This is a genomic window from Burkholderia sola (assembly GCF_905400185.1).
Taxonomy (GTDB): domain Bacteria; phylum Pseudomonadota; class Gammaproteobacteria; order Burkholderiales; family Burkholderiaceae; genus Burkholderia; species Burkholderia sola.
Genome location: NZ_FR989676.1, coordinates 460,764 through 482,933 on the forward strand (window position 1 = coordinate 460,764; position 22,170 = coordinate 482,933).

The following is a 22,170-nucleotide window of genomic DNA, read 5'->3' on the forward strand; positions in this document are numbered from 1 at the left end:
CCGCGATCAGCAGCAGGCCGAATTGACAGGCTTTTCGTAAAGAGACCAGACAATACCGTCCGTTTTCAATCCAACGCGGACAAAGCCCAGGGACTCGTAGTAAGCGCAGAGCGTCATGTTTTCGGCGCCGCAGTCGAGTCGAAGCAAACGCCGATTCAAGCGACTCACCTCGTGAGCGCACCAGTCGAGCATGAAGCTGCCGAGCCCGAGCCCGTTGAAACCCTGCCGCACACAGAGGCCGTGCACGTAGCCCGCAATCGGCGCTTGAGGCCCCCAGTGCCTGTCGTCGTCGAAGTCGAGCGAAAACGTTCCGACCAGCGCGCCATCCTGTTCGACGACGTACACGGCCTTCTCGGCGACGTGGTTTCGTACCCACCGTTCGGAAAAGCCGTCGCCTTCCTTGCCCCACACGTAGTCGCCGTGCGCGACCTTCTTTGCATGTGCATCGTTCCGGATCTGTGTCAGCACCGGGACATCGTCTGCCGTCGCTCTGCGGACGCTTTTCGACACCATCGTTCGTTTCCCCGTTATATCCGAGCTACCATCCCGGCGCACCACGTAACCAACCTGACGCTAGCCGCGCGCACGGCACTCATGCTGTCTTTATCCAGCGCTGCGCTAATCATGGCTCACTTGCTTGAGCCACGCGTTCAATTCACGCGTACGATCGCGTGTTCTGTCGATTTCGCAAGTCAGTAGATCAAGATTACGATCCGCGCCTGCCTCGTTTATCAGATACCAAGCGGAACATTCGTCATCGAGAAAACGGATCCATTGCCGCTGAGCCGCGACAAATTTCACCTTGAGTGCTGGATAGTCGACGTACTCGTCACGCGGCCGAGACAGCGACTTCAAAACCTTTTGGTAAGTGCGGTTCAATTCGTCGTCTGCTTGCTGAAATTCATCTTGACTACGCTGCAGCAAGCACTCGGGAGCCACGCTATCCGGTGCGCAGCTCTGCGCTTGCGCAGCGGTGAACCACGACAATGTCAGCGCCATGGCGGCGCCCAGCGCCGCGCGACGAAGGCTGAACGCCGATGCGCGGATATGCATTCTTGCTCCTATTCCCGTTTTCCCATTCATATGGCGATCGGAACAATTCACGCGCCGATCGCGTTCGACAAAATCTCCGTCGGAAACCCACGCTCTACGGATGAAAAGTCTCGCCCCGCTTCAGCATGTCGATGAATTCCGCGATTTTCCGTGCTCGTGTTTCCGGCTTCTTGGCATTCTGTATCCGAAACAGGATCGCATAGCGATTACGGCTGTTCAGCGTTGCGAAAAACTTCCCGGCTTTCGGATGGGCATCCAACGCCGCCTGCAAGTCGTCCGGCACGATCGAGTTGCCGGCCGACGCATAGGCAGCCGCCCAGCGGCCGTCCTTCCTCGCCTTCTCGATTTCGCCCATGCCGGCTGGGCGCATCCTGCCTGCGGCGATCAACGCTTCGGCCTTGTCCTTGTTCAGTTTGGACCAGATGCTTTTCGCCGAGCGCGGGGTGAAGCGTTGCAACCAGTATTGCTCGCTCTCGGCCCTCTTTTGGCCGTCGATCCAACCATGACAAAGGGCACTCTCCAACGCCTCTTGGTAGGTGACGGTTTGCTGCCCCGCGCCTTTTTTCGCGAGCCGCAGCCATGCTCCGGTCGACGTGCCGCCGTTCTGCCCCAACCAGCTTTCCCATTCGGCTTGACTGGCAAACGTCAGAGCGCCTTCGGTCATGTCACGATCCTGAATGGTTGCGTTTTCAACGACTCGAAAGCCGCCGCTCAACGAACGAGCGGCAGCCACCGGAGCCCCCGATTCCGCAAAACCGCCTCAAAGAATCCGGTTCAACGCATCGGCAAAGCGCTTCACCGCGCCATCGACATCATGCAGCTTGTCGAGCCCGAACAACCCGATCCGAAACGTCTTGAAATCCTCCGGCTCGTCGCATTGCAACGGCACACCCGCCGCGATCTGCAAACCGACATCGGCAAACTTCTTCCCAGTGCGAATACCGTCATCGCCGGTGTAGCTCACGACGACCCCCGGCGCCTCGAACCCTTTCGCGGCCACGCTCCTGAACCCCTTCTCCGTCAGCAGCGCGCGAATGCGCTCGCCAAGTTCGAGTTGTTCCGCCTTCACCTTGTCGAAGCCGTATGCATCGGTTTCCTTCATCACGTCGCGCAGCGTCGTGAGGCTGTCGGTGGGCATCGTCGCGTGATACGCGAACCCGCCGTCCTCGTACGCTTCCATGATCTGCAGCCACTTGCGCAGATCGCATGCGAAGCTGGTGCTGGTGGTCGAATCGATGCGCTCGCACGCGAGCGGGCTGAACATCACCATCGCGCAACACGGCGACGCACTCCAGCCCTTTTGCGGCGCACTGATCAGGATATCGACGCCGCTCGCCTGCATGTCGACCCACACGGTACCCGACGCGATGCAATCCAGCACGAACATCCCGCCGACCGCATGCACGGCATCGGCCACCGCGCGCAGGTACGCATCGGGCAGCATGATCCCGGACGCGGTTTCGACGTGCGGCGCGAACACGAGATCGGGTTTGTTGGCGTGGATCGCGGCGACCACTTCGTCGATCGGCGCCGGCGCATAGGCGGCCTGCCTGCCCGCTTCGACCGGGCGCGCCTTCAGCACCGTGGTCTCTGACGGAATGCTGCCCATGTCGAAAATCTGCGACCAGCGGAAGCTGAACCAGCCGTTGCGGATCACGAGGCACTTCTTGTTCGTCGCGAACTGTCGCGCCACGGCTTCCATGCCGAACGTGCCGCTGCCCGGCACGATCGCGACCGACTTCGCGTTGTAGACTTTCTTCAGCGTGGCGGAGATGTCGCGCATGACGCCCTGGAAGCGCTGCGACATATGGTTGACCGAGCGATCGGTGTACACCACCGAATATTCGAGGAGCCCCTCGCGGTCAACATCGGGAAGTAAACCTGGCATGCGCGCCTCCGGTGAAAGATGAACGATGGAATCAGGACAAGCAGCGTCTTCGATTCGATACTGCTCTGCACCATGCAAATACGTCATTTCCTCGACGAAAGCCGATTCTAGCGAACGCCGCCGGCCGATTGGCGCATATTTTTGCCCGCTCCCGGGCTCGGTATGCGCCGACGCCGGTCCGTGCCGCGCACATCGCCCTGTTCCGTGTAAGGGTTAACGACGCGCACGGCAACAGCCGCCTAACATGTCGACCAGCCCCCTCACGACGGAATTCACGATGACCTCCTCTCCCGCATCGTCACTGCAGTCGTCAACCGATCCCGCGCTCGCCGAGCGCATCGACGCGGTCCTGTCCCGCCAGCTCGATACGCAGCGCCTCGTCGGCGCGGTCGTCCTCGTCGCTCGCGACGGCGAACTCGTCTATCGCCGCGCGGCCGGGCTCGCGGACCGCGAATCGCGTACGCCGATGCGCGAGGACACGCAGTTCCGGCTCGCGTCGGTCACGAAGCCGATCGTCTCGGCGGCCGCGATGGCGCTCGTCGCGCAACGCAAGCTGTCGCTCGATGAAGACATCACGCGCTGGCTGCCGGAATTCCGTCCGGCGCTGCCCGATGGCCGCGTGCCGACGATCACGGTGCGCCAGTTGCTCGTGCATACCGCCGGCCTTGACTATCGCTTCAACGAAACCGACGCGAACGGCCCCTATGCGCGTGCGGGCGTGTCCGACGGGCTCGACGGCGCATCGATCACGCTCGCCGAAAACCTGCGCCGGATCGCGAGCGTGCCGCTGCTGTTCGTGCCTGGCACCAACTGGAACTATTCGCTGTCGATCGACGTCATCGGCGCGCTGATCGAGGCTGTGTGCGGCGTGCCGCTCGCCGACGCGATCGATGCGCTCGTGCTGCGCCCGCTCGGCGCACGCGACACGGGCTTCGTCGCACGCGATCCCGCGCGGCTCGCCACGCCGTACGTCAACGACACGCCGCAGCCGCACCGGCTCGCGGAAAACGAGACGGTGCCCATCGAGGAGGGCTTCGTCGGCGTCACGTACTCGCCGTCGCGCGCGCTGAATGCACAGGCGTTCCCGTCTGGCGGCGCCGGAATGGTCGGCACCGCCGGCGACGTGCTGACGGTGCTGGACACGCTGCGCGCGGGCGGCGGCGCGATCCTGCCGGCCGAACTGGTCGACGAGATGGGACACGTGCAGACCGGCGATTTCGAATTGCCGGACCTGCCGGGCGCGGGCTTCGGGATCGGCTTCTCGGTGCTGCGCGACCCGCAGGCGGCCGCGTCGCCGGAATCCGTCGGCACGTGGCGCTGGGGCGGCGTCTACGGTCATTCGTGGTTCGTCGATCGCGCGCGCGGACTCACCGTCGTGTCGCTGACGAACACGCTCTACGAAGGGATGAACGGGCAGTACACGCTCGATCTGCGCGATGCCGTCTACGGCGTCGGCTAACGCGTGCACACGAAAAAAGGCCCGACAGCGTCGGGCCAACGGGTTTGAGACACAAGGAGAATCCCGCCCACCCCATACCGGGCGGTTACGCCGCACTACACTACACGACGTTCTTTTCGACGATCGGCCGGTTTTCCAGCACACGCGCCCAGCCGAGCGACGACAGGTCGAGCGTGTCATAACGCCCGCCCAGAATGAGTTCACTGACGCCACGCCCCGTCGCCGGCCCTTGCTGCAAGCCGTGGCCGCTGTAGCCGTTCGCGAACACGACGTTGTCGAGCTCGGGGTGGTAGCCGATGATCGCGTTGTGATCGAACACGTTGTACTCGTAGTAACCGGACCAGCAATTCTCGACGCGCAGCGCCTCGAATTCCGGCACGCGGTGCGCGAGCGTCGGCCAGATCACGTCGTCGAACAGCGCGTGGTCGACCTCGTCGAGCGGCAGGTCGTCCGGGTCGCGATCGGGGCTCGGCGACGTCCCGCAGATATACGTACGCCCTTCGGGCCGGAAATACACGCCGGTCGGATCGATCAGCAGCGGGCAATCGGCGAGCTTCGCCGGCGACGATACGTTGAAGATGCTGCGCCGTCGCGCATACACCGGAATATCGATGCCCATCATCGACGACAGCGTGCGCGTCCAGGCACCGGCCGCGTTGACGAGCGTGTCGCACGCGTAGCGCTCGCCGTCGCCCGTCACGACATGCGTGATCCTGCGGCCGTCGCGCACCACGTCCTTCACGTCGGCCGGCACGTAGCGCGCGCCGAGCGCCTGCGCCTTCTTGCGCAGCGCCTGCACGAGCCCGTAGCCGTCGAACCAGCCTTCACCGCTCACGCCATACGCGCCCGACACGAGATCGTCGACGTTCAGCCACGGAAACTTCGCACGCAGCGCATCGCGATCCATCAGCCGGATATCGGCGCCGAGGCGCGTCTGCAGCGCATGGTTCTCGCGCAGCGTCGCGTCGCCGGCCGGCGTCGCGAGAAACAGGTAGCCGCCTTCGTGCAGATCGATCGACGGCCGATTGCCGTCCACTTCGAGCCGTTCGCCGATCGTGCGCAGGAAGTCGATGCCGAACAGCGACATCTCGATCGACAGCGGCGTCGAGAACTGCTGGCGAATCGACGCGGCAGACAATGCCGACGACGATTTGGCATAGGTGGGGTCGCGTTCGATGACGGTCACGGCGACCGTGGGATCGGTGGCGCGCAGGAAATAAGCGATCGAGCTGCCGATCACACCACCGCCGACGATGACGACTTGAGAACTCACGACTGACTCCGGTTGCACGTAAAAGGCTCAGGGCCTGTGGGTGATTCATGCCGCGTCGCACGCGGCGTCGCGCGGGCAGGCTTCGTGGACGATCGCTGCGGCTATTTCAGCACGTCCTGCATCGCCGCGAAAGCCCGCCCGCGCGGGTTGCCTTCAGTCCGCCGATTTGGTCGTGACGGGCTGCCACGCGGCGTTCTTCACTTCGTACAGCGTCGAGCTCGGGTTCTTCAGGTCGCCCGTGCTCGTGAACGCGATCGTGCCGGTGATGCCGTCGTAGCGCGTGCCCTTGAGCGCGCCATTGAAATCGGCCGGCTTCGTCGAGTTCGCCTTCTGCATCGCGTTGATCGCGATCCACGTCGCGTCGTACGCGAACGGCGCATACGCGAGCATGTCGACGCCGTACTTCTGCTTGAATTTCGTCTCGAACAGCTTGCCTTTCGCGAGACGCGACAGCGGCTGCCCGTACTCCCACACCGATGCGCCTTCGGCCGCATTGCCGGCGAGCTTGATGAAGTTCGCATTCATCACGCCGCCGCCCGCGAGGAACTGCGCGCGGATGCCGAGCTGGCGCATGCGCTTCACGAGCATCGCGGCCTGCGCGTCGAGGCCGCCGAAGAACACGAGATCGGCGTTGGCGCTCTTGATCTTCGTGAGCTGCGCGCTGAAGTCGACGGCCTTGTCGTTCGTGAACTCGCGCGCGACGATCGTGCCGCCGTTCGCCTTCACGGCCTTCTCGAATTCGTCGGCCTCGCCCTGGCCGAACGCGGTGCGATCGTCGATGATCGCGATGCGTTTCGCTTTCGTCACGCTCGCGGCATACGTCCCGGCATTCCCGGCGTTCTGCGTGTCGGTCGCGATCACGCGGTACACGCTATCGAGCCCGGCGCGCGTGATGTCGGGATTGGTCGCCGACGGCGTGATCATCGGAATGCCGGCCTTCGCGTAGATCTTCGACGCGGGCAGCGTCGTGCCCGAATTGAAGTGGCCGATCACGACGGCCACCTGCGCGTCGGCGAGCTGCTGCGCGGCCTGCACGCCGGTGCGCGGATCGCTCTGGTCGTCCTGCGACGCGATCACGAACTTCACCGGCTTGCCGCCGACGGTCGTGTGCGCGGCATTCGCTTCGTCCACCGCCATCCGCACGCCGTTCTCGATGTCCTTGCCGTACGCGGCGCCGCCGCCCGTCAGCGGGCCGGCCACGCCGACCTTGACGATCGTCTCCTGCGCATGGGCCGCGCCCGTCTGAAACGCGAGAAGCACGGCGGTCAGTGCGACGCCGGAAAGCGAACGAATGCGGAACGTCATGGCAGTCCTTCTTGTGAGAGTCGGGATGCAACGCGCGATCGGCGCGCGTCGGCAACCTCCTGCGCGCCGATGATGTCTTGCGCTGCCGACGCGCAATGCGCGCGACCGGTGCGCCGATCACCGCGATTCCGTCTCCGAAGAACCTTTCATCGCGAAAGAGGTGAATGGATTGTGGGTAGCCAATACCCGTGCAGCAAACGAAATATCGGAACTACGTTGTGAGGATTTGTCATCAAGTTCCGGATTCATGGCCGATCCGCGGCCCGTACGACGGCGGGCCGTGGAGGGAGGTGTTCCGAGGGGAAATGGCGGTCGCTTCGCCGGGTAAAGGCCGGCGCGGTCATGCCGGCAACGCATCATCGTGGCGACGCCGTCCGGCCTTCGCGACGCCGACAGCCGGCGCCGCATCATCGGTCAGTGCCGGTCGGTGCCCGTGTGGTGGCGCACCGCATCGGCCGCCTCGCCGGCCTTCTCCTGAAGTTTGCCGGCCTGCTGTTCGGCGACGCCATCCGCTTCGGTCTCGCGGTCGCCCGTCACCTTGCCCAGTGCTTCCTTGACCGAACCCTTGACCTGCTTGAGCTTGCCTTCGATGCGATTCCTGTCCATGGTCTTCTCCTGCGATGGTTGAGGAAAGCCGGCAATGCAGCGGCCTGCGCGGCACCGCCGAGCGGACAGGATCGCAAGCGGGCGCCGCGCGCGGCAGATGCGGATGCACCAGTGCGCATGGTGCATTCGCACCGAACGCCGTCAGTCCTTGTCCTTCGCGCCTCCCTTGTCGCCACGCGCGCCGTTCGTTTCGGCCGCGGCCGCGCCGACGATCCCGCGCTCGCGCGCCCAGACGATCGCCTCGGCGCGGCTGTGCACGTCGAGCTTCGCGTAGATCGTCGCGACGTGATTGCGCACGGTGTTCGGCGCCAGCCCGAGACGACCGGCGATCTCCTTGTCGGCGAGACCATGGCACAGCAGGTCGAACACGTCGCGCTCGCGCGCGGTCAGGTCGGACAACTGCGCGCCCGCATCCGGCGCATTCGCGCGTCGCACGTTCGCGAGTTTCTCGATCAGCGTGCGGCTGAACCACGACGCATCCTGCATCGCGGTCTCGATCGCATAGACGAGCTCCATCTCGGTGCGCTTGCGATCGCTGATGTCGAGCAGCGCGACGAGCAGGCAGTCGCGCCCGTGAATCGCGACGGGGTCGGCCGACACGACGCAATCGCGGACGTCGCCGTCGCGCGTGCGGATCTGCACGTCCGCGTTGCGCACGTTGCCGTCGCGCACGAGCCGGCCTTCGATGCGCGGCCATACGCCGCGTTCGGCCCACAGCCCGATCTCGTCCGCGGATTTGCCGAGCAGGTCGGGCTGCGCGTGGCCCGTCATCGCGGCAAACGCGTCGTTCACGTCGAGCAGCTCGAAACCGTCAGCCGTGACGATCGCCATCGCGACCGGCGCCATCCGGAAGGCGGTCGCGAAGCGTTCCTCGCTTTGCATCAGCGCGCGCTCGGCCTGCTTGCGCGGCTCGAGATCCATGAACGTGAACAGCATGCACGCCTCGCCGTTCATGTCGATCGGCTGCCCGGCGACGACCACCGCCTTGGTGCTGCCGTCGGCCAGTTTCAGCACGGCTTCCATCTGCGGGATCGTCGCGCCTTCGCCGAGCCGCTCGATCGCCAGCTCGCGCCGCTCGGCCTGTTCGAGCACGTCGACCTCGTATACCGAGCGGCCGAGCACGTCGTCGCGTGCGTGGCCCGTCATGTCGAGGAAGCCCTGGTTGACCTTCACGTAGCGCAGGTCGTCGAGCCGGCAGATCACGGCCGGCGCCGGATTCGCGTTGAAAGTGCGCTCGAAGCGCTCCTCGGCACTCGCCCATTCGGTCGCGTCGTGCAGCACGAGCGCCAGGCAGTCGGGTGCGCCGGCCGCGTTCGTCAGCACGAGGCTGCGGATGCGGTGAACCCAGCTCACCGACTCGTCGGCGGCCGATTCGACCTCGACCGTCACGTCGCTGAACTCCTCGCCGGCGATCACGCGATCCATCGGATAGTGGCCGTCGCGCACCGGATGGTTGTTCCGGTAGCGCAGCCGGAACCGCTCGCGGTATTCGGTGACGTTCGCGCCGAGCGCCTTGAGCTCGGTCACGCCATGCATCGCGAGCGCGGCCTCGTTCGCCCAGACGATCCGCTGGTCGGGCTCGATCAGGATCACGCCCTCGGTGAGTCCCGCGATGATCTGGTGCAGCTGGCGCCGGTCGGTATGCGACTTGAGCACCTGTTCGTCTACTGGTTCGTTCATCGATTCGTTGTCCCTGTCGTCAAACATGAGCGTCAACAGTGCGGCCGGGCGCCCGTTGCAGCGTCACGCGCCGGCCGGCGGGTGCGGCGATGATCACGTGCGGCGCAACGGCGCGACAGGCGCGGATGCACTAACTCGAATAGTACATTCGCACGCCGCCCGCGTTTCGTGCGGCGCCCCGCCCAATGGCGCAGCGCAGCCCGCGCGCCCGTCACGCAGCATTGCCCAGGTCATGGTGCACGTCGCGTGCCCGCCCGTCCGTTCCGTCCCCAGTGCAAACGCACTAGCCGATCAGGTGAATTTGCGCGATGTCCGCTCGCGTTCGCGTCGGTACGCTGGTACTGCATCGGCGCTCAGGCGCCGCCCTTTCATACCGCAGAGGAGGACACCGGATGAAATTGCAACAGACACCCGATCCGACGCGGCCCGAGCCGGCCCCGGATCACCCGCCCGAACCGGCGCCCGGCACCGATCCGCCGGTGCCGCTGCCGCCCGACGTGCCGCGCCCCGACATGCCGCCGCGCGAGCCCGGCTACGACACGCCGATCGCCCGCTAACGCGCCGAAGTGCACGGGAACGATCCGTGCTCCCGCAGCAACTGATTCAACCCGCCAATCGAAGGAGAACATCAATGAACAAGACCTCGCACCTTTCGACGCTGCTCGCCGTCAGCGCGGCTTTCCTGCTTTCCGCTGCCCCGCTCACGAACGCGCACGCCCAAGCCTCGTCGACCGACAGCGGCATGGCGACCGAATCGAACCAGCCTGTCACCGACACGTGGATCACGACCAAGGTGAAGGGTGAGCTCGCCACCACCAAGGGCGTGGAAAGCACCGACGTCAGCGTGAAAACGGTCGACGGCGTCGTCACGCTCACGGGCGTGCTGCCGACCAAGACCGCCGTGAAGAAGGCCGTCGCCGTGACGCGCGCGGTCAAGGGCGTGAAGCACGTCGACGCATCCGGCCTGAAGGCGAAGGGCTGAGCTACCACGCGGCGGCCGACCGCCGCACTTTTCTCCCCGTACACAAGGAGCACACCATGAACGAAGACAAGATCAAGGGCCAGTGGAAACAGCTCACCGGCAAGCTGAAGGCCAAGTGGGGCAAGCTGACCGACGACGATCTCCAGGTCGCGGAAGGCAATCGCGATTATCTGGCCGGGAAGATCCAGGAGCGTTACGGGATCGCCCGCGACGAAGCCGAGAGGCAGTTGAAGGAATTCGACCGCGAGCTGTAACGCGCCAGTCGTCTCACCCAGCCGCGACGCGCACCGCGTCGCGGCCACGCGGAGGACAACGACATGGGCAAATATCTGATCGCATGGCTGCTCGGTGTACCGATCGGGCTGCTGGTGCTGTTTTATCTGGTCACGCACCTCTTCTGATGCTCTTCTGATGCACGTGACGCCCCGTCGACGAAAACGGGCCGACGGCTGAAACCAGCCGCCGGCCCGTCTGCTTTTGCATGCTGTATGCGATGCGTCGCGCTTACTTCGCCGCGTTTGCCGTCATCTTGAAGATGCCTTGCGCGTTGCCCGCGTCGAAGCGCAGGTCGGTCACCCAGCGACGCGCCGCCTGGTCGAACGTGCGCTTGCGCGTGATGAACTCGTAGAACGATCCCGGCACGTTGCGCTTGACCGTGCCGCCGTCGCGGGTACGGAACTCGCGCTCGACCGTATCCGCGCGATAGGCCGTCTGGAACACGCGGCCCGAGCGCGAGCGTTCGACTTCCGGCTTCATCGGCCGGCCCTTCGCCTTCTCGTCGTCGGACAGCTTGAACACGTCGGCGACGCGGTCGGTCGCGTGATTGAACGCATTGCCCTCGGTCGCGATCCACGCCATTTCCGCCGATTCCATCAGCAGCGTCTCGTAGTCGAGTTCGTTCGGTACGTCGTGCTGACGCGCGAACGCACTGACGATCTCCGGCAGCAGCGCATGCGCGGCTTCCAGCGACAGCCAGCCTTCGCGCTCGACTTCCCACAGCAGCGCGACGGCCGCCGGCGACAGCGGATCGCGCGACGAGCCGACGACGTTCGTCACGGCCTGCTGGAATTCCTTCGAGAAGCGCTCCGGATGCAGTTCGCTGACGAAGAACTGTGCGATTTCGTCCGGCGCGTCCTCATGCGCATACGCCCGGCCGGTCATGCCGAGCTTGTCGAGCGGGTAACGGCCGTTCAGGCGAAAGCCGAGCGGCCGCAGGATGCGCGTGAACGCGGCCTCGCCCGGCGGCAGCGCGCCCGTGTGCGGCCAGCGCACCGTGCGCAACGCGCCGTGGTCGAAATAGACCGAGCCGCCGCTTTCGACCGCGTCGGCCGTGTACGCGCGGCCGTTCGCCGAACGCTCGAGCAGCCCTTCGAACAGCGCCATGTTCATCGCCTGCGCGATTTCCGCGCGCGTCACGACGCCGTCTTCCCATTCCTCGAGGATGGCCGGCATGTTCAGGGTGGAGAACAGGGCGTCGGTCTTCGCCTGTCCCAGCAGCTTCGTCAGCAGGCTGTCGATATTCGGATTGCGCATCGGGATTCTCGTGTCGGGGACCGCCGGCAATCGTGCCGGCAACTCGTCGGCCGGCCGCCCCACGAGCGCCTGACCTTGCGTGGGGAGCATTATTCAAAGGGTTGCAGCCGGGCGTAAAGCGAGATTAAATTGATATGTGATGAGTTTTTGGAATTATTGGCCGCTCCCGGCTCCGCCCGCCGGCCCGCACCGGGCAGGTGCGTTCGTCAGACGAATCGAACATCATGCGTAAATTCAAGATTCCCAACATGGGCGCGCTGGTGGCGTTCGAAGCCGCCGCCCGCCACGAGAGCTTCACGCACGCGGCCAAGGAGCTGTTCCTGACCGAAAGCGCGGTGTCGCGGCAGATCGCGACGCTGGAGGCGAGCCTCGGCGTGCGGCTGTTCGCGCGCGTGAAGCAGCGCGTCGTGCTGACGCGCGCCGGCAAGCTGTACGGCACGCAGGTGCGGCGCGCGCTGGAAGCGCTCGACCGCGACACGCTGTCGATCATCGCTCATGGCAGCGGCGGCGGTTACCTGGAACTCGCGGTGCTGCCGACCTTCGCGTCGCACTGGCTGATTCCGCGCATCAAGAGCTTCTACGACCGCACGCCGGACGTGCGCGTGAACATGGGCAGCCGCACCGACCTGTTCTCGTTCGAGGACACGCACTTCGAAGCCGCGATCCACTACGGCAAGCCGACCTGGCCCGGCACGTCGTCCGACTACCTGTTCGGCGAGGAAGTCGTGCCGATCTGCGCGCCCGCGCTGCTGAACGGGCCGGTCGAGCGTGTCGAGGATCTGCTCGCGTATCCGCTGCTGCACTCGACGACGCGCCCCGGCGCGTGGGCGCAGTGGTTCGAGACGCACGGCGTCGAGGACATCCGCACGATGCAGGGCGTGCGCTACGAACTGCATACGATGCTGATCAGCGCGGCCGCGGCCGGGCTCGGCGTCGCGCTCGTGCCGAAGTTCTTCGTCGAGGAACAGTTGCAGCAGCTCGGCCTCGTCGTGCCGTGCGATGCGGCAACCGTCGGCGATTCGGCGTACTACCTCGTGTATCCGACCGAGTTCAGCCACAGCAAGCCGCTGGAATCGTTCCGCGGCTGGCTGCTCGAACAGGCGAGCGCGTATGCGGCGCCGGAGCGCGATGCGCACGACGCCGATGCGGAAGATGAGGAAGACGACGAGGACGTCGAGTAACGGCGGCGTCGCACCGGCGTCATCGCGCGGCGGCTGCGCATGCGTGTCGCGACGGCACGTCGGCCGCCACGACCTTCACCAGCCGCGCACGATCGGGCGTTTCCAGCCCGGGACACGCCGTCTCCAGATCGCGGATCACGAGCGTCGCACGCCCGTCGAACCGGCATACGCCGCGGGGTTGCACGGCCGGTAGCCGTAGCCCGCGTCTCGCCTCGTGCTGGTTCGTGAAAACGATCACGCCCGCGCGTTGCGAGCGGGCGGGCAAGCGTCGTGCCGATGCGTCGTCCTCTTCGAACCACACGTCCGACCCGATCGATTCGTCGCCGTAGTCGAGCGCGTAACGCCCCGACAGCGTGATCGTCCGGTCGATCTGCATCGCATGGCAAGCCGGCTCGGCATCCGCCGGGATCGTCTGCGCCCCGGCCGCGAGCGGGCCGCACGCCAGCAACGATAAAAACAGCGCGCGGGCGCGGCCGGTCATGCTCGAGACATCAATCGCGGGGCGGATCATGGGCAGCGAAGTGCGGATCATCGTGACGAAGACCCGCATTGTCGCGCACCGCGTGCGTTACATGTGCCACTTCACCGTGGCGGTCAGCGTGCGCGGATCGCCGGGCATGTTGTACAGGTCCGCGTTGCCGTGCGCGGAGATGAAGTAGCGGCGATTGAACAGGTTGTCGAGCGTGAGCGTCACGTCGACCTTCTTGCTGCGATAGCCTGCGCCCAGGTTGAACACCGTGAACGACGGCAGCGTGACGAGATCGCTCGCCGACGTATAGCGCGCCGACTGGAACTGCATGCCGGCCGCCGCATAGAAGCCGTACGGCAACTCGCGCTTGAGCCACAGGTTCGCGCTGTGGCGCGGCATCAGCCCCGGCGTGTTGCTCGACACCGCGAGGCCGGCCGCCGTCGATTGCGCGGAACCGTCCACCGTGCCGTTCAGGTACGCGTAACCCGCATACACCGACCACTTCGGCGCGATCTCGCCGGTGAAGCCGAGCTCCATCCCACGCACGTGCTGCGTGCCGATCGGCAGCGCGTAGCCGGGATTCGCCGGATCGCCGATCTGCTGGTTGGTCTGGCGCATGTCGAACAGCGCGACGCTGGCCGTCGCCTTGCCGCCGAGGTCGAAGCGCGAGCCGACTTCATACGCGGTGGTCTTCTGTGGCGCGAGCGCGGCGCCGTTCGAGAACGCGCCGGAACTGATCAGCGTGTCGGCCAGCGGCGAGAACGACTGGCTGAACGACCCGTACAGCGTGAGCCAGTCGAGCGGTTCGTAGATCAGCCCGACGCGCGGGCTCCACGCATGATCGGTACGGTCGAGATTGACGTTCGACGACGTGTAGTCGTGGCGGATCTGGTTCAGGTAGTCGAAGCGCAGGCCCGCGAGCACCTTCCAGTGTTCGGTCAGCGAGATCAGGTCCTGCGCGTAGACGCCCGCGAGCCCGACGACGGTGGACGCGTTCGTCTTCGCACGCGCGCCGGTCGGCACGCCGGGCAGGACGACCGGCTGCGGATTGAAGAGATCGTAGGTCGCGACCTTCGTCACGCTGTAGATCGTGTCGAACTTCTGCTGCTGCGACAGCTCCAGCCCGTACAGCAGCTCGTGGCGCATGCCGAACAGCGACGTCTTCTGCGTGAGTTCGAACAGCCCGTCGATGCCGTGATCGGTACGCTGGCGCGTCGACTGGTCGAGCGTGACGACCGGGTGCGCGGCAGTCTTGATCGGCTCGTAGTTCACGTAGTTCTTCCGCTCGAGCGAGAAGTCGTACGCGCGGATCGCGCCGTGGAACGACAGCGAATCGTTGAAGCGGTGATCGAGCGACACCGTCGCGCTTTTCGCGGAGACGTCGTTGTACGAACTGTTCACCCCGTCAGCCGACCCGTAGTACGTGTTGATCGGCACGTCGACCGGCCGGCCGCGATACGCAGGCACTCCCTGGTCGGACGTGCGACGGTCGTGCAGGTAGTCGAATTCGACGTTCAGCACCGTGTCGCGGTCGAGCTTGAACTGCGCGGACGGCGCGATCGCCTGCCGGTTGAGCTGGAACTGGTCGCGGAAGCTGTTCGAATTCTCGGCCGCGCCGGTCATGCGGAAGCGCGCCGCGTCGTTCGGGTTCCAGCCGAGGTCGAATTCGCCGCGCCGCTCGCCGCGCGTGCCGAGCGTCACGCCCACGTCGTTCACCGGGTTCGCCTGCGGCCGCTTCAGCACGCGATTCACGATGCCGCCCGCCGAGCCGCGCCCGTACAGCACGGCCGCCGGCCCCTTCAGCACCTCCACGCGATCGACGTTCGACAGGTCGCGGTAGTACAGCGCATCGTCGCGAATGCCGTCGACGTACTGATCCGTGATGCTGTTGAAGCCGCGGATCGTGATCTGGTCGCGCTGGCCGTCGCCGACCGAGAAGCCGACGCCCGGCACGTTGCGCAACGCGTCCTGCAGCGACGTCGCGTTCTGATCCTCGATCACCGCGTGCGGCACGACGTTCACGGTCTGCGGCACGTCCATCAGCGACATGTCGGTCTTGGTCGCCGCGCGCGAATGGCCGCCGTCGTACGACGCATGCTCGGCGGCCGCGTTGACGGAAATCGCGGGCAGGGTCGCCGCGGCGTCGGCCGCCTGCGCAAACGAAGTGCGGGCGCCGGCCAGCGACGTGGCGATCAGAAGCGCATGGCACGCGCTCGTGTTGAGTTTCATCGTGAACGTGGAAGGGGGTGAAGAAAATGGCGAACGGCCGGCGCGTTCGCTGCCGGCCGGCGCAACCGGCACGAAAAAAGCCGTGACGCCCCGTCACGGCCCGTAATGCGGCGAAATAATAAACGAGAATGATTCGTGTTTTTAATTAATTTTTATCGTGTCGCCTGCCCGCAACGTGAACGCTTATCGCGCCCCGCATTTCTGACGAATGCCTTTCTATTCAGGCCATTTGGCGGCCCGAATCGTAATGAAAAAGAAAGCATTGGATCAGTCGCCTCATGCGGCAACGATCGGTAAAAGGCGAGATTCGGGAGGGCGACGGAGAAGATGGGAAGGATCACGAAGGATCGGGACGAGCAGGCGGGACGGATTCAATAGTCCGGTGTGCGCCGGACCGGACAACCCCGGCCCGGCGCTCCGGCCAGCCGACCTCGTATCGGCGGCGCGGCGGATCTTCTTCTGTTCTTCACTACGTCTGCTCTCAGGTTCACTGCATTTTTTTCCTCACCGCGTCGGGCCATTATCCGCTCAATTCTGCCGAAGTAAAACGTTTGCGGTTGCACTCAAGCTGTTATACCGGCGATTCGGCAACAGTCTTTCCAAATGCTTACGGTAATTGCGACACGATTCCCTCTGTGTTGCATTCGTCGCGACGTTCCTTTTAAATGGAACTGGTTCCATTCGTTGAATCGGCCATGTTCGTGCGTGACGCGCGCTCGCGTGCGCGTCATGATGCCGATTCAGGATCGAGGATCATTCCGTTCAGGATTCGCATCGCCCGTCCTTCCCGGACACCCCGTCAAACGAGACCGTCATGCCCGATTCCGCCTCCCTGCAGCACCTGTTTCCCGCATTACAGGACATCCCCGCCGAATTCCGGCTGGCTTCGCCGATTCACCAGCGCGTGTCGCTCGTCGACGGCGAATTGCGACCGTGGGACGGCGCGACCAAGACCGTGCTGTCGCCCGTGTGCGTGCGGCAGGCGGATGGCAGCGTCGAGCAGGTCGAGATCGGCAGCTACCCGGTGATGGGCGAAACGGAAAGCGACGCGGCACTCGACGCCGCGGTGCGCGCGTACGACGCCGGCCGCGGCGAGTGGCCGACGATGAAGGTCGAGCAGCGCATCGCGTGCATGCAGGACTTCATCAAGCGGATGGTCGCGCAGCGCGAACTCGTCGTGAACCTGATCATGTGGGAGATCGGCAAGAGCCTCGCCGATTCGCAGAAGGAGTTCGACCGCACCGTCACGTACATGACGCAGACGATCGACGCGCTGAAGGAGCTCGACAACGCGAACTCGCGCTTCGTGATCGCGGAAGGCACGATCGGTCAGATCCGCCGCACGCCGCTCGGCGTCGTGCTGTGCATGGGCCCGTACAACTATCCGCTGAACGAAACCTTCGCGACGCTGATTCCCGCGCTGCTGATGGGCAATACCGTGGTGTTCAAGCCGCCTCAGTACGGCACGCTGCTGTTCGAACCGCTGCTCGAAGCGTTCCGCGACGCGTTCCCGAAGGGCGTGATCAATACGATCTACGCGCCGGGCGCGGTGGTCGTGCCGCACATGCTCGCGTCGGGCAAGATCAACGTGCTCGCGCTGATCGGCTCGAGCAAGGTCGCCGATCACCTGAAGAAGCAGCATCCGAAGTCGCACCGGCTGCGCGCGATCCTCGGCCTCGACGCGAAGAACGCGGCGATCGTGCTGCCCGACGCCGATCTCGACCTCACCGTGAAGGAGTGCCTGCTCGGCGCGCTGTCGTTCAACGGCCAGCGCTGTACCGCGCTGAAGATGCTGCTCGTGCATCGCTCGATCGTCGACGAATTCCTGAAACGCTTCACCGCCGCGCTCGAACAGCTGAAGATCGGCATGCCGTGGGAAAAGGGCGTCAGCATCACGCCGTTGCCCGGCATGCATCGCACCGCGTACATGACCGACGCGATCGACGACGCGAGGGCGTTGGGCGCGCAGGTCGTCAACCATCAGGGCGGCGAGTTCAGCAAGACGCTGTTCTACCCGGCCGTCGTGTATCCGGTGTCCGAAGGGATGAAGCTGTACCGCGAGGAGCAGTTCGGGCCGATCATTCCGGTCGCGCCGTTCGACGACGTGGACACCGCGCTCGACTACGTGACGACGTCGGAGCACGGCCAGCAGGTCAGCATCTTCGGTTCGGATCCCGCGCAGATCGGCGCGCTCGTCGATCCGCTCGTGAACCAGGTGTGCCGCGTGAACATCAATTGCCAGTGCCAGCGGGGGCCCGACGTGTTCCCGTTCGCGGGCCGCAAGGATTCGGCGGAAGGCACGCTGTCGGTGAGCGATGCGCTGCGCGCGTTCTCGATCCGCTCGATGGTCGCGGCGAAGCAGACCGACAGCAGCAAGCAGCTGCTCGATTCGATCGTGTCGGATCACCACTCGAAGTTCATCAATACGGGCTTCATTTTCTGAAGCGGTATTGATCGATGCCGGCGCCTCCGTCGCACGTCGGTGCGGCGGAGGCTTCCGGCAAAGCTCCACGCGGGCTAGGGTCTGTTTACATATGGAACGCGCATGCGTTCCCACGAGAACGGCCGCTCGCGAGGCGCGCGACGCCGCGAATACTGACGTATTCGCAAGGAGCGCAACGCGGCGAGCGGCCGTTCTCGTGGCAACCCCAAATTAAAAAATCATTCCACGGGAATTCCCGAAATCGCCCGTATGGCGGCGTCGCTCGTCGCTTGTTTGGCTCGGCCAAACGGCGCTCCCCACTCCTTGCCATACGAGCGATTTCGGGCATTCGCATGCGCGTTCGATATGTAAACAGACCCTAGCAGGCTGTTGAAAAGCGCCTCGCTTTGATGACTGGGGCACTGTTTAAAAGGATTTCGTATGCGCTTGGCTGCCGAGTTGCCAACGAATCGCCGAAGCTGGACCGTTCGCGAGCGATCCAGCCGGCGCGTTGCCGTACGACGGCCGCGCTTGGGCGGCTCATTGCACCGCTCCTTGCGGCGGCACCACCGTCAGCATTCGCGCCATTCGAGTCAGATTGCTCGCCAGCATCGTCAGCTTGAAGTGCTGGTCGACCCGTTTGAGGCCGCGATACGCGGTCTGTCGAATCCTGCCGACGGTCTTGCCCCAGCCGAAGTGCTCTTCGATGCGTTTGCGAATCACTTGGCTAATGCCATAACCGGCGTGCCGCGAGGTGCGGCCGTCGATCGCACTGCCGCCTTGATGCGTGTCGTTGCGCGCGACGTGTGGCGTCACTTTGCGCGCTCGGCAATCCCGCACAAAGTCGCGCATGTCGTAACCCTTGTCGGCGCCGAGCGTCTTGGCGTGACGACCCGGCACGCAATCGAGCAGGCGCAACGCACTCGCGCGTTCGCCGAAACCATCAGCGTGGCTGACCACTGCGCCGACCACCAAGCCCGAGCGGTTCTCCATCAGGATGTGCCCCTGATAACAAAGGATGGCTCCGCTTTGCCGCCCCTTGCGGAACAGGCGCGCATCCGGATCGGTGCTCGATTCATGCGTGTCGTTGCTGCGCCGCTTGCCCTTCCAGTCGGTGTCGACATTGCGGCCACCGCCGGCTGGCGGATCGTCCGAACCGTCCTTGGGCCGGAAGCTCTTGTGGCTGGCCCAAGCCTGGATCAGCGTGCCATCGACCGAGAAGTGTTCTCTGGACAGCAGCCCTTGCTTGTCGGCCAGGCTCATGACTTCGGTAAAGAACGCTTCGACCACGTCGTGCTCCAGCAGTCGATCCCGGTTCTTCGAGAACACCGAGTGGTCCCACACGGCGTCTTCGATGGCCAAGCCGACGAACCAGCGGAACAGCAGGTTGTAGCGCATCTGCTCCATCAGCATGCGCTCGCTGCGTACCGAGTAGAACACCTGCAGCAACAACGCACGCAACAGCTTCTCCGGTGCAATCGACGCGCGGCCGCTGTCCGCGTAGATCGTGCCGAACAACCCGTTGAGCCGCTTCAGTGCCTGATTGACCAGCAGCCGGAGCGGCCGCAACGGGTGATCGGCCGGCACGAAATCTTCCAGCTTCACCGTCGTGAACAGCGGTTCCTGCATCTCGTCCATTCCGCGCATCGCTCTTATCTGCCCAAGGTCATGAACACGATATCTCTAACGCACCGCTCGCAACGCCCGTTTACACCGTTCCGAATTTCAACAGCCTGCTAGGGCCTGTTCACGCTAATAACGGGCTTGCGCTGACCCTAGACGTTCGTCACCAGCAGCCGAACGCCCGCCACCCCGAACACGACAGCCAGACACGCTTCCATCGCGCGCCGCCCGCGCACGTACAACCGGCGCGCACCGTCCATCGAGAACACCAGCGCATAGCCGCCGAACACCAGGCAGCCGATCGCGAGGCAGCCCGGCACGACGGCGCCGTGCGCGCCGCCGGCGCCGTTCGACGACAGCGCGACGATCGACACCCACACGAGAATCGCCTTCGGATTGGTCAGGTGCAGCATCGCGCCGCGCACGTAGAAGCGCGACAGCCGCTGCTCGCGCGCGGCGTTCGCCGCTGCCGCCGGCGGGCCGGACAACGCCGTGCGCGCCGACTTGAACGCGAGCCACAGCAGGTACAGCCCGCCGAACACCTTGATCGCGACCAGCAGCTTCGACCACGCGAGCAGCGCGGCCGAGACGCCGAGCGCCGCCACCGTCGCCCAGAACATCGACCCCGACATTACGCCGAGCGCGAACGCGAACGCCGCCTTGCGGCCCTGGTTCGCGGCGACCGACATGATCGCGAGATTGCTCGGCCCGGGACTGGCCGTGCCGATGAAATACGCGGTGTAGGCAAGCAGCAGGTTGGCGGAGAAGAAGGCGTGGACGTTCATGTCGAAGCTCGCGGAGACGATCGGGAGATTGTTGGCAAACCTGCGCCGTCTGCCCATGGACAATTGCACGGCAATTCGCTGGGCCAGTTGTGTGGCCATGCAACCAGTCGCCACGCCCGGACCGTCTCTGTTTTGAAACAACTGGCGCATTCGCCGCCGGTTCGCGCGATGCGGCGGCGGGCGCTCCATGCAGTCGTTTCCCGTCGGCGAACGCACGACGGGCGTGGCCGAACCGCCCAGCACGCGCCGTTGCGGCCTTTCGCCGGCAGAAACGCGCGACGCGCCCGATGCCCGCGTTACGTTACATCCGTGAAGCATTTCGCATCGTCGCGCCGCTTCCGGCGTCCGATACCGTCTGCCTGCAGCCGATAGACACGCTCCTCGATCGCCTGCGCGATCCAGTCCCGACGGGACTCGCCGCGCGATGCCGGATCGCGGCTCAACATTACTCAACAATCGTGCGGCGGCGCTGGTACGGAATCTGCATTCCGTTCGGGCAGAAGCCGCGCCCGTTACCGCGCGGACATGAATTCACCCTCGGGCGCTCCCCGGATCCGCCCGTACGACATGCACACGCAACGAGGCTCTCCATGGATGCGCAGCCCAACTCGTCCGATTCGTCGTTCCAGCTCTTCCTCGCGAAGGTGCTCGAACAGCCGCTGCCCGACTGGACCGAAAAACAGCAGATGGAACTCGAGATGGCGCACACGCTGTCGACGCAAATGGTCACGCTCGCCGAAGACATGCGCGGCCGCACGCCCGATCTCGCGCGCTGCCTCGTGCTGCTGCGCTACGCGAAGGTGCTCGACTTCATGCTGACGTCGCTCGCCGCGCATCGCGACATTCATCCGCAGACACTGCGCACGCTGTTCCGGCTCGCGAACCTGAAGGTCGACGACGCGTATCCGGTGTAAGCCGGCGCAACGGACCGGAGGCCGCGCACGTCCCTTGCGGCCACGCCGGCCAGGCGCGATTCGCCTCCGCACACGCACGGCCCGCCTGCTCCTGCGCGCAAACGGCGGTACAATCGCGCGCCATGAACGCACTTCGCCGCTTCCTGCTCCGGCCTGGCGTCGCGCGACAGTGGCTGTGGGGGTTGCTCCTCGTGACGCTGCTGTCCCGCGCGCTGATGTCGGGCGCCGTGATGCTCGATCCGGACGGTCCGGAGGCGGGCTCGGTGGTGCTGTGTTCGGGCCGCGGCCCGCTGATCGTCGCCGGCGCCGCACTGGCCGCCCGCTTCGACGCGAGCGCGCCGATCACGCCGGCCAACGATGCGGTCGCGCTCGTCGATGCACTCAAGCATGACGCGCACGCCGACAAGCCCGCGTCCTCCGGCGACGGCGACGGCCTGTGCGCATTCGGCGCCGCGCTGTTCACCGCGCTCGCGTCGTTCGTGCTGCTGGTGCTGCTGTTTCCCGCGGCGGCGCCGCGGCGCTTCCGCGTTCACTTCTACAGCCCTCCTTTCGTGCGATCGATATTCGACGATCGCCCGCCCTCCCGCGCGCCTCCCCGGTTCTGCTGAACGTTCCGTCCTGTGACGCATGCACGTCGACGTGCATGCGCGTTCACGCCGTTCGTTTCGCCCGACCTGATTCACGCGTTCACCCGCATGCCCGCGTCGCGCGGGCGACGCCGCCCTGCGCCCCGTTTGCGCAGCGCGCGGTGCCGCCTGCCGCGCCGAC

22 protein-coding genes are annotated in these 22,170 nt (G+C 65.2%); 8 read left to right on the forward strand and 14 right to left on the reverse strand.

What is annotated here, in order from left to right; all coding sequences use genetic code 11:
• Positions 1–6 precede the first annotated feature (6 nt).
• The 4 genes from KR541_RS18560 to KR541_RS18575 all read right to left on the reverse strand — a co-directional run bounded on the left by KR541_RS18560 (position 7) and on the right by KR541_RS18575 (position 2,941).
• A complete protein-coding gene (locus tag KR541_RS18560) occupies positions 7–513 on the reverse strand; it encodes a GNAT family N-acetyltransferase (protein ID WP_124681175.1) in 507 nt (168 codons plus the stop codon).
• A gap of 105 nt (positions 514–618) precedes the next feature.
• On the reverse strand, positions 619–1,053 hold the full coding sequence (locus tag KR541_RS18565) for a lysozyme inhibitor LprI family protein (protein ID WP_252996667.1): 435 nt from the start codon (positions 1,051–1,053) through the stop codon (positions 619–621).
• Between the two features lie 94 nt (positions 1,054–1,147).
• Positions 1,148–1,717 carry a YdeI/OmpD-associated family protein gene (locus tag KR541_RS18570; RefSeq protein ID WP_050017271.1) on the reverse strand — a complete coding sequence of 190 codons (570 nt, stop codon included), beginning with the start codon at positions 1,715–1,717 and terminating at the stop codon, positions 1,148–1,150.
• A 96-nt stretch (positions 1,718–1,813) separates the two neighbouring features.
• Positions 1,814–2,941, reverse strand: a complete 1,128-nt coding sequence (locus KR541_RS18575) for an aminotransferase class V-fold PLP-dependent enzyme (RefSeq protein WP_050017272.1) — start codon at positions 2,939–2,941, stop codon at positions 1,814–1,816.
• 277 nt (positions 2,942–3,218) lie between these two features.
• Here KR541_RS18575 and KR541_RS18580 point away from each other — a divergent pair, with 277 nt between their 5' ends.
• Positions 3,219–4,400, forward strand: a complete 1,182-nt coding sequence (locus tag KR541_RS18580; protein WP_050017273.1) for a serine hydrolase domain-containing protein — start codon at positions 3,219–3,221, stop codon at positions 4,398–4,400.
• 100 nt (positions 4,401–4,500) lie between these two features.
• On the opposite strand, the gene KR541_RS18585 is transcribed toward KR541_RS18580, so the two are convergent.
• The 4 genes from KR541_RS18585 to KR541_RS18600 all read right to left on the reverse strand — a co-directional run bounded on the left by KR541_RS18585 (position 4,501) and on the right by KR541_RS18600 (position 9,264).
• Entirely contained in the window at positions 4,501–5,673 is a 1,173-nt protein-coding gene (locus KR541_RS18585) for an NAD(P)/FAD-dependent oxidoreductase (RefSeq protein ID WP_050017274.1), read from the reverse strand.
• A 153-nt stretch (positions 5,674–5,826) separates the two neighbouring features.
• Positions 5,827–6,978, reverse strand: a complete 1,152-nt coding sequence (locus KR541_RS18590; protein ID WP_050017275.1) for a branched-chain amino acid ABC transporter substrate-binding protein — start codon at positions 6,976–6,978, stop codon at positions 5,827–5,829.
• A gap of 414 nt (positions 6,979–7,392) precedes the next feature.
• Positions 7,393–7,584 (reverse strand): CsbD family protein, encoded by a 192-nt coding sequence (locus KR541_RS18595; RefSeq protein WP_124630881.1) that lies wholly within the window; start codon positions 7,582–7,584, stop codon positions 7,393–7,395.
• A 141-nt stretch (positions 7,585–7,725) separates the two neighbouring features.
• Positions 7,726–9,264 carry a helix-turn-helix transcriptional regulator gene (locus KR541_RS18600; RefSeq protein ID WP_050017277.1) on the reverse strand — a complete coding sequence of 513 codons (1,539 nt, stop codon included), beginning with the start codon at positions 9,262–9,264 and terminating at the stop codon, positions 7,726–7,728.
• Positions 9,265–9,656: 392 nt separating this feature from the next.
• On the opposite strand from KR541_RS18600, the gene KR541_RS18605 reads away from it, so the two are divergent.
• From KR541_RS18605 to KR541_RS18615, 3 genes are all read left to right on the forward strand, one after another.
• On the forward strand, positions 9,657–9,821 hold the full coding sequence (locus KR541_RS18605; RefSeq protein WP_162838130.1) for a hypothetical protein: 165 nt from the start codon (positions 9,657–9,659) through the stop codon (positions 9,819–9,821).
• Positions 9,822–9,895: 74 nt separating this feature from the next.
• Positions 9,896–10,246: a BON domain-containing protein gene (locus KR541_RS18610; RefSeq protein WP_050017278.1), complete on the forward strand. Its 351-nt coding sequence runs from the start codon at positions 9,896–9,898 to the stop codon at positions 10,244–10,246.
• Between the two features lie 56 nt (positions 10,247–10,302).
• Positions 10,303–10,500 carry a CsbD family protein gene (locus KR541_RS18615; RefSeq protein ID WP_050017279.1) on the forward strand — a complete coding sequence of 66 codons (198 nt, stop codon included), beginning with the start codon at positions 10,303–10,305 and terminating at the stop codon, positions 10,498–10,500.
• A 250-nt stretch (positions 10,501–10,750) separates the two neighbouring features.
• Here KR541_RS18615 and KR541_RS18620 read toward each other — a convergent pair whose 3' ends face one another.
• Positions 10,751–11,779: a DUF1338 domain-containing protein gene (locus KR541_RS18620; protein ID WP_124630882.1), complete on the reverse strand. Its 1,029-nt coding sequence runs from the start codon at positions 11,777–11,779 to the stop codon at positions 10,751–10,753.
• A 224-nt stretch (positions 11,780–12,003) separates the two neighbouring features.
• Between KR541_RS18620 and KR541_RS18625 the strand changes: the two genes are divergently transcribed.
• Positions 12,004–12,960 (forward strand): LysR family transcriptional regulator, encoded by a 957-nt coding sequence (locus KR541_RS18625; RefSeq protein ID WP_050017281.1) that lies wholly within the window; start codon positions 12,004–12,006, stop codon positions 12,958–12,960.
• 19 nt (positions 12,961–12,979) lie between these two features.
• Here the strand turns inward: KR541_RS18625 and KR541_RS18630 are convergent, their stop codons facing one another.
• Together KR541_RS18630 and KR541_RS18635 are read right to left on the reverse strand one after the other, a co-directional pair.
• Complete coding sequence (locus KR541_RS18630) at positions 12,980–13,441, reverse strand: hypothetical protein (protein ID WP_050017290.1); 462 nt, start codon at positions 13,439–13,441, stop codon at positions 12,980–12,982.
• Positions 13,442–13,528: 87 nt separating this feature from the next.
• Positions 13,529–15,658: a TonB-dependent receptor gene (locus tag KR541_RS18635; protein ID WP_089488999.1), complete on the reverse strand. Its 2,130-nt coding sequence runs from the start codon at positions 15,656–15,658 to the stop codon at positions 13,529–13,531.
• A gap of 814 nt (positions 15,659–16,472) precedes the next feature.
• Here KR541_RS18635 and KR541_RS18640 point away from each other — a divergent pair.
• Positions 16,473–18,101 carry an NADP-dependent glyceraldehyde-3-phosphate dehydrogenase gene (locus tag KR541_RS18640; protein WP_050017283.1) on the forward strand — a complete coding sequence of 543 codons (1,629 nt, stop codon included), beginning with the start codon at positions 16,473–16,475 and terminating at the stop codon, positions 18,099–18,101.
• A 519-nt stretch (positions 18,102–18,620) separates the two neighbouring features.
• Here KR541_RS18640 and KR541_RS18645 read toward each other — a convergent pair.
• The 3 genes from KR541_RS18645 to KR541_RS18655 all read right to left on the reverse strand — a co-directional run bounded on the left by KR541_RS18645 (position 18,621) and on the right by KR541_RS18655 (position 20,934).
• Complete coding sequence (locus KR541_RS18645) at positions 18,621–19,718, reverse strand: IS5-like element ISButh6 family transposase (protein WP_080334439.1); 1,098 nt, start codon at positions 19,716–19,718, stop codon at positions 18,621–18,623.
• 137 nt (positions 19,719–19,855) lie between these two features.
• Positions 19,856–20,488: a LysE family translocator gene (locus KR541_RS18650; protein WP_124554362.1), complete on the reverse strand. Its 633-nt coding sequence runs from the start codon at positions 20,486–20,488 to the stop codon at positions 19,856–19,858.
• A gap of 296 nt (positions 20,489–20,784) precedes the next feature.
• Positions 20,785–20,934 (reverse strand): hypothetical protein, encoded by a 150-nt coding sequence (locus KR541_RS18655; RefSeq protein WP_204384038.1) that lies wholly within the window; start codon positions 20,932–20,934, stop codon positions 20,785–20,787.
• Positions 20,935–21,078: 144 nt separating this feature from the next.
• On the opposite strand from KR541_RS18655, the gene KR541_RS18660 reads away from it, so the two are divergent.
• Positions 21,079–21,402 carry a hypothetical protein gene (locus KR541_RS18660; protein WP_050018102.1) on the forward strand — a complete coding sequence of 108 codons (324 nt, stop codon included), beginning with the start codon at positions 21,079–21,081 and terminating at the stop codon, positions 21,400–21,402.
• Positions 21,403–21,524: 122 nt separating this feature from the next.
• A complete protein-coding gene (locus tag KR541_RS18665; protein WP_204384036.1) occupies positions 21,525–22,010 on the forward strand; it encodes a DUF2946 family protein in 486 nt (161 codons plus the stop codon).
• Positions 22,011–22,170: the final 160 nt, after the last annotated feature.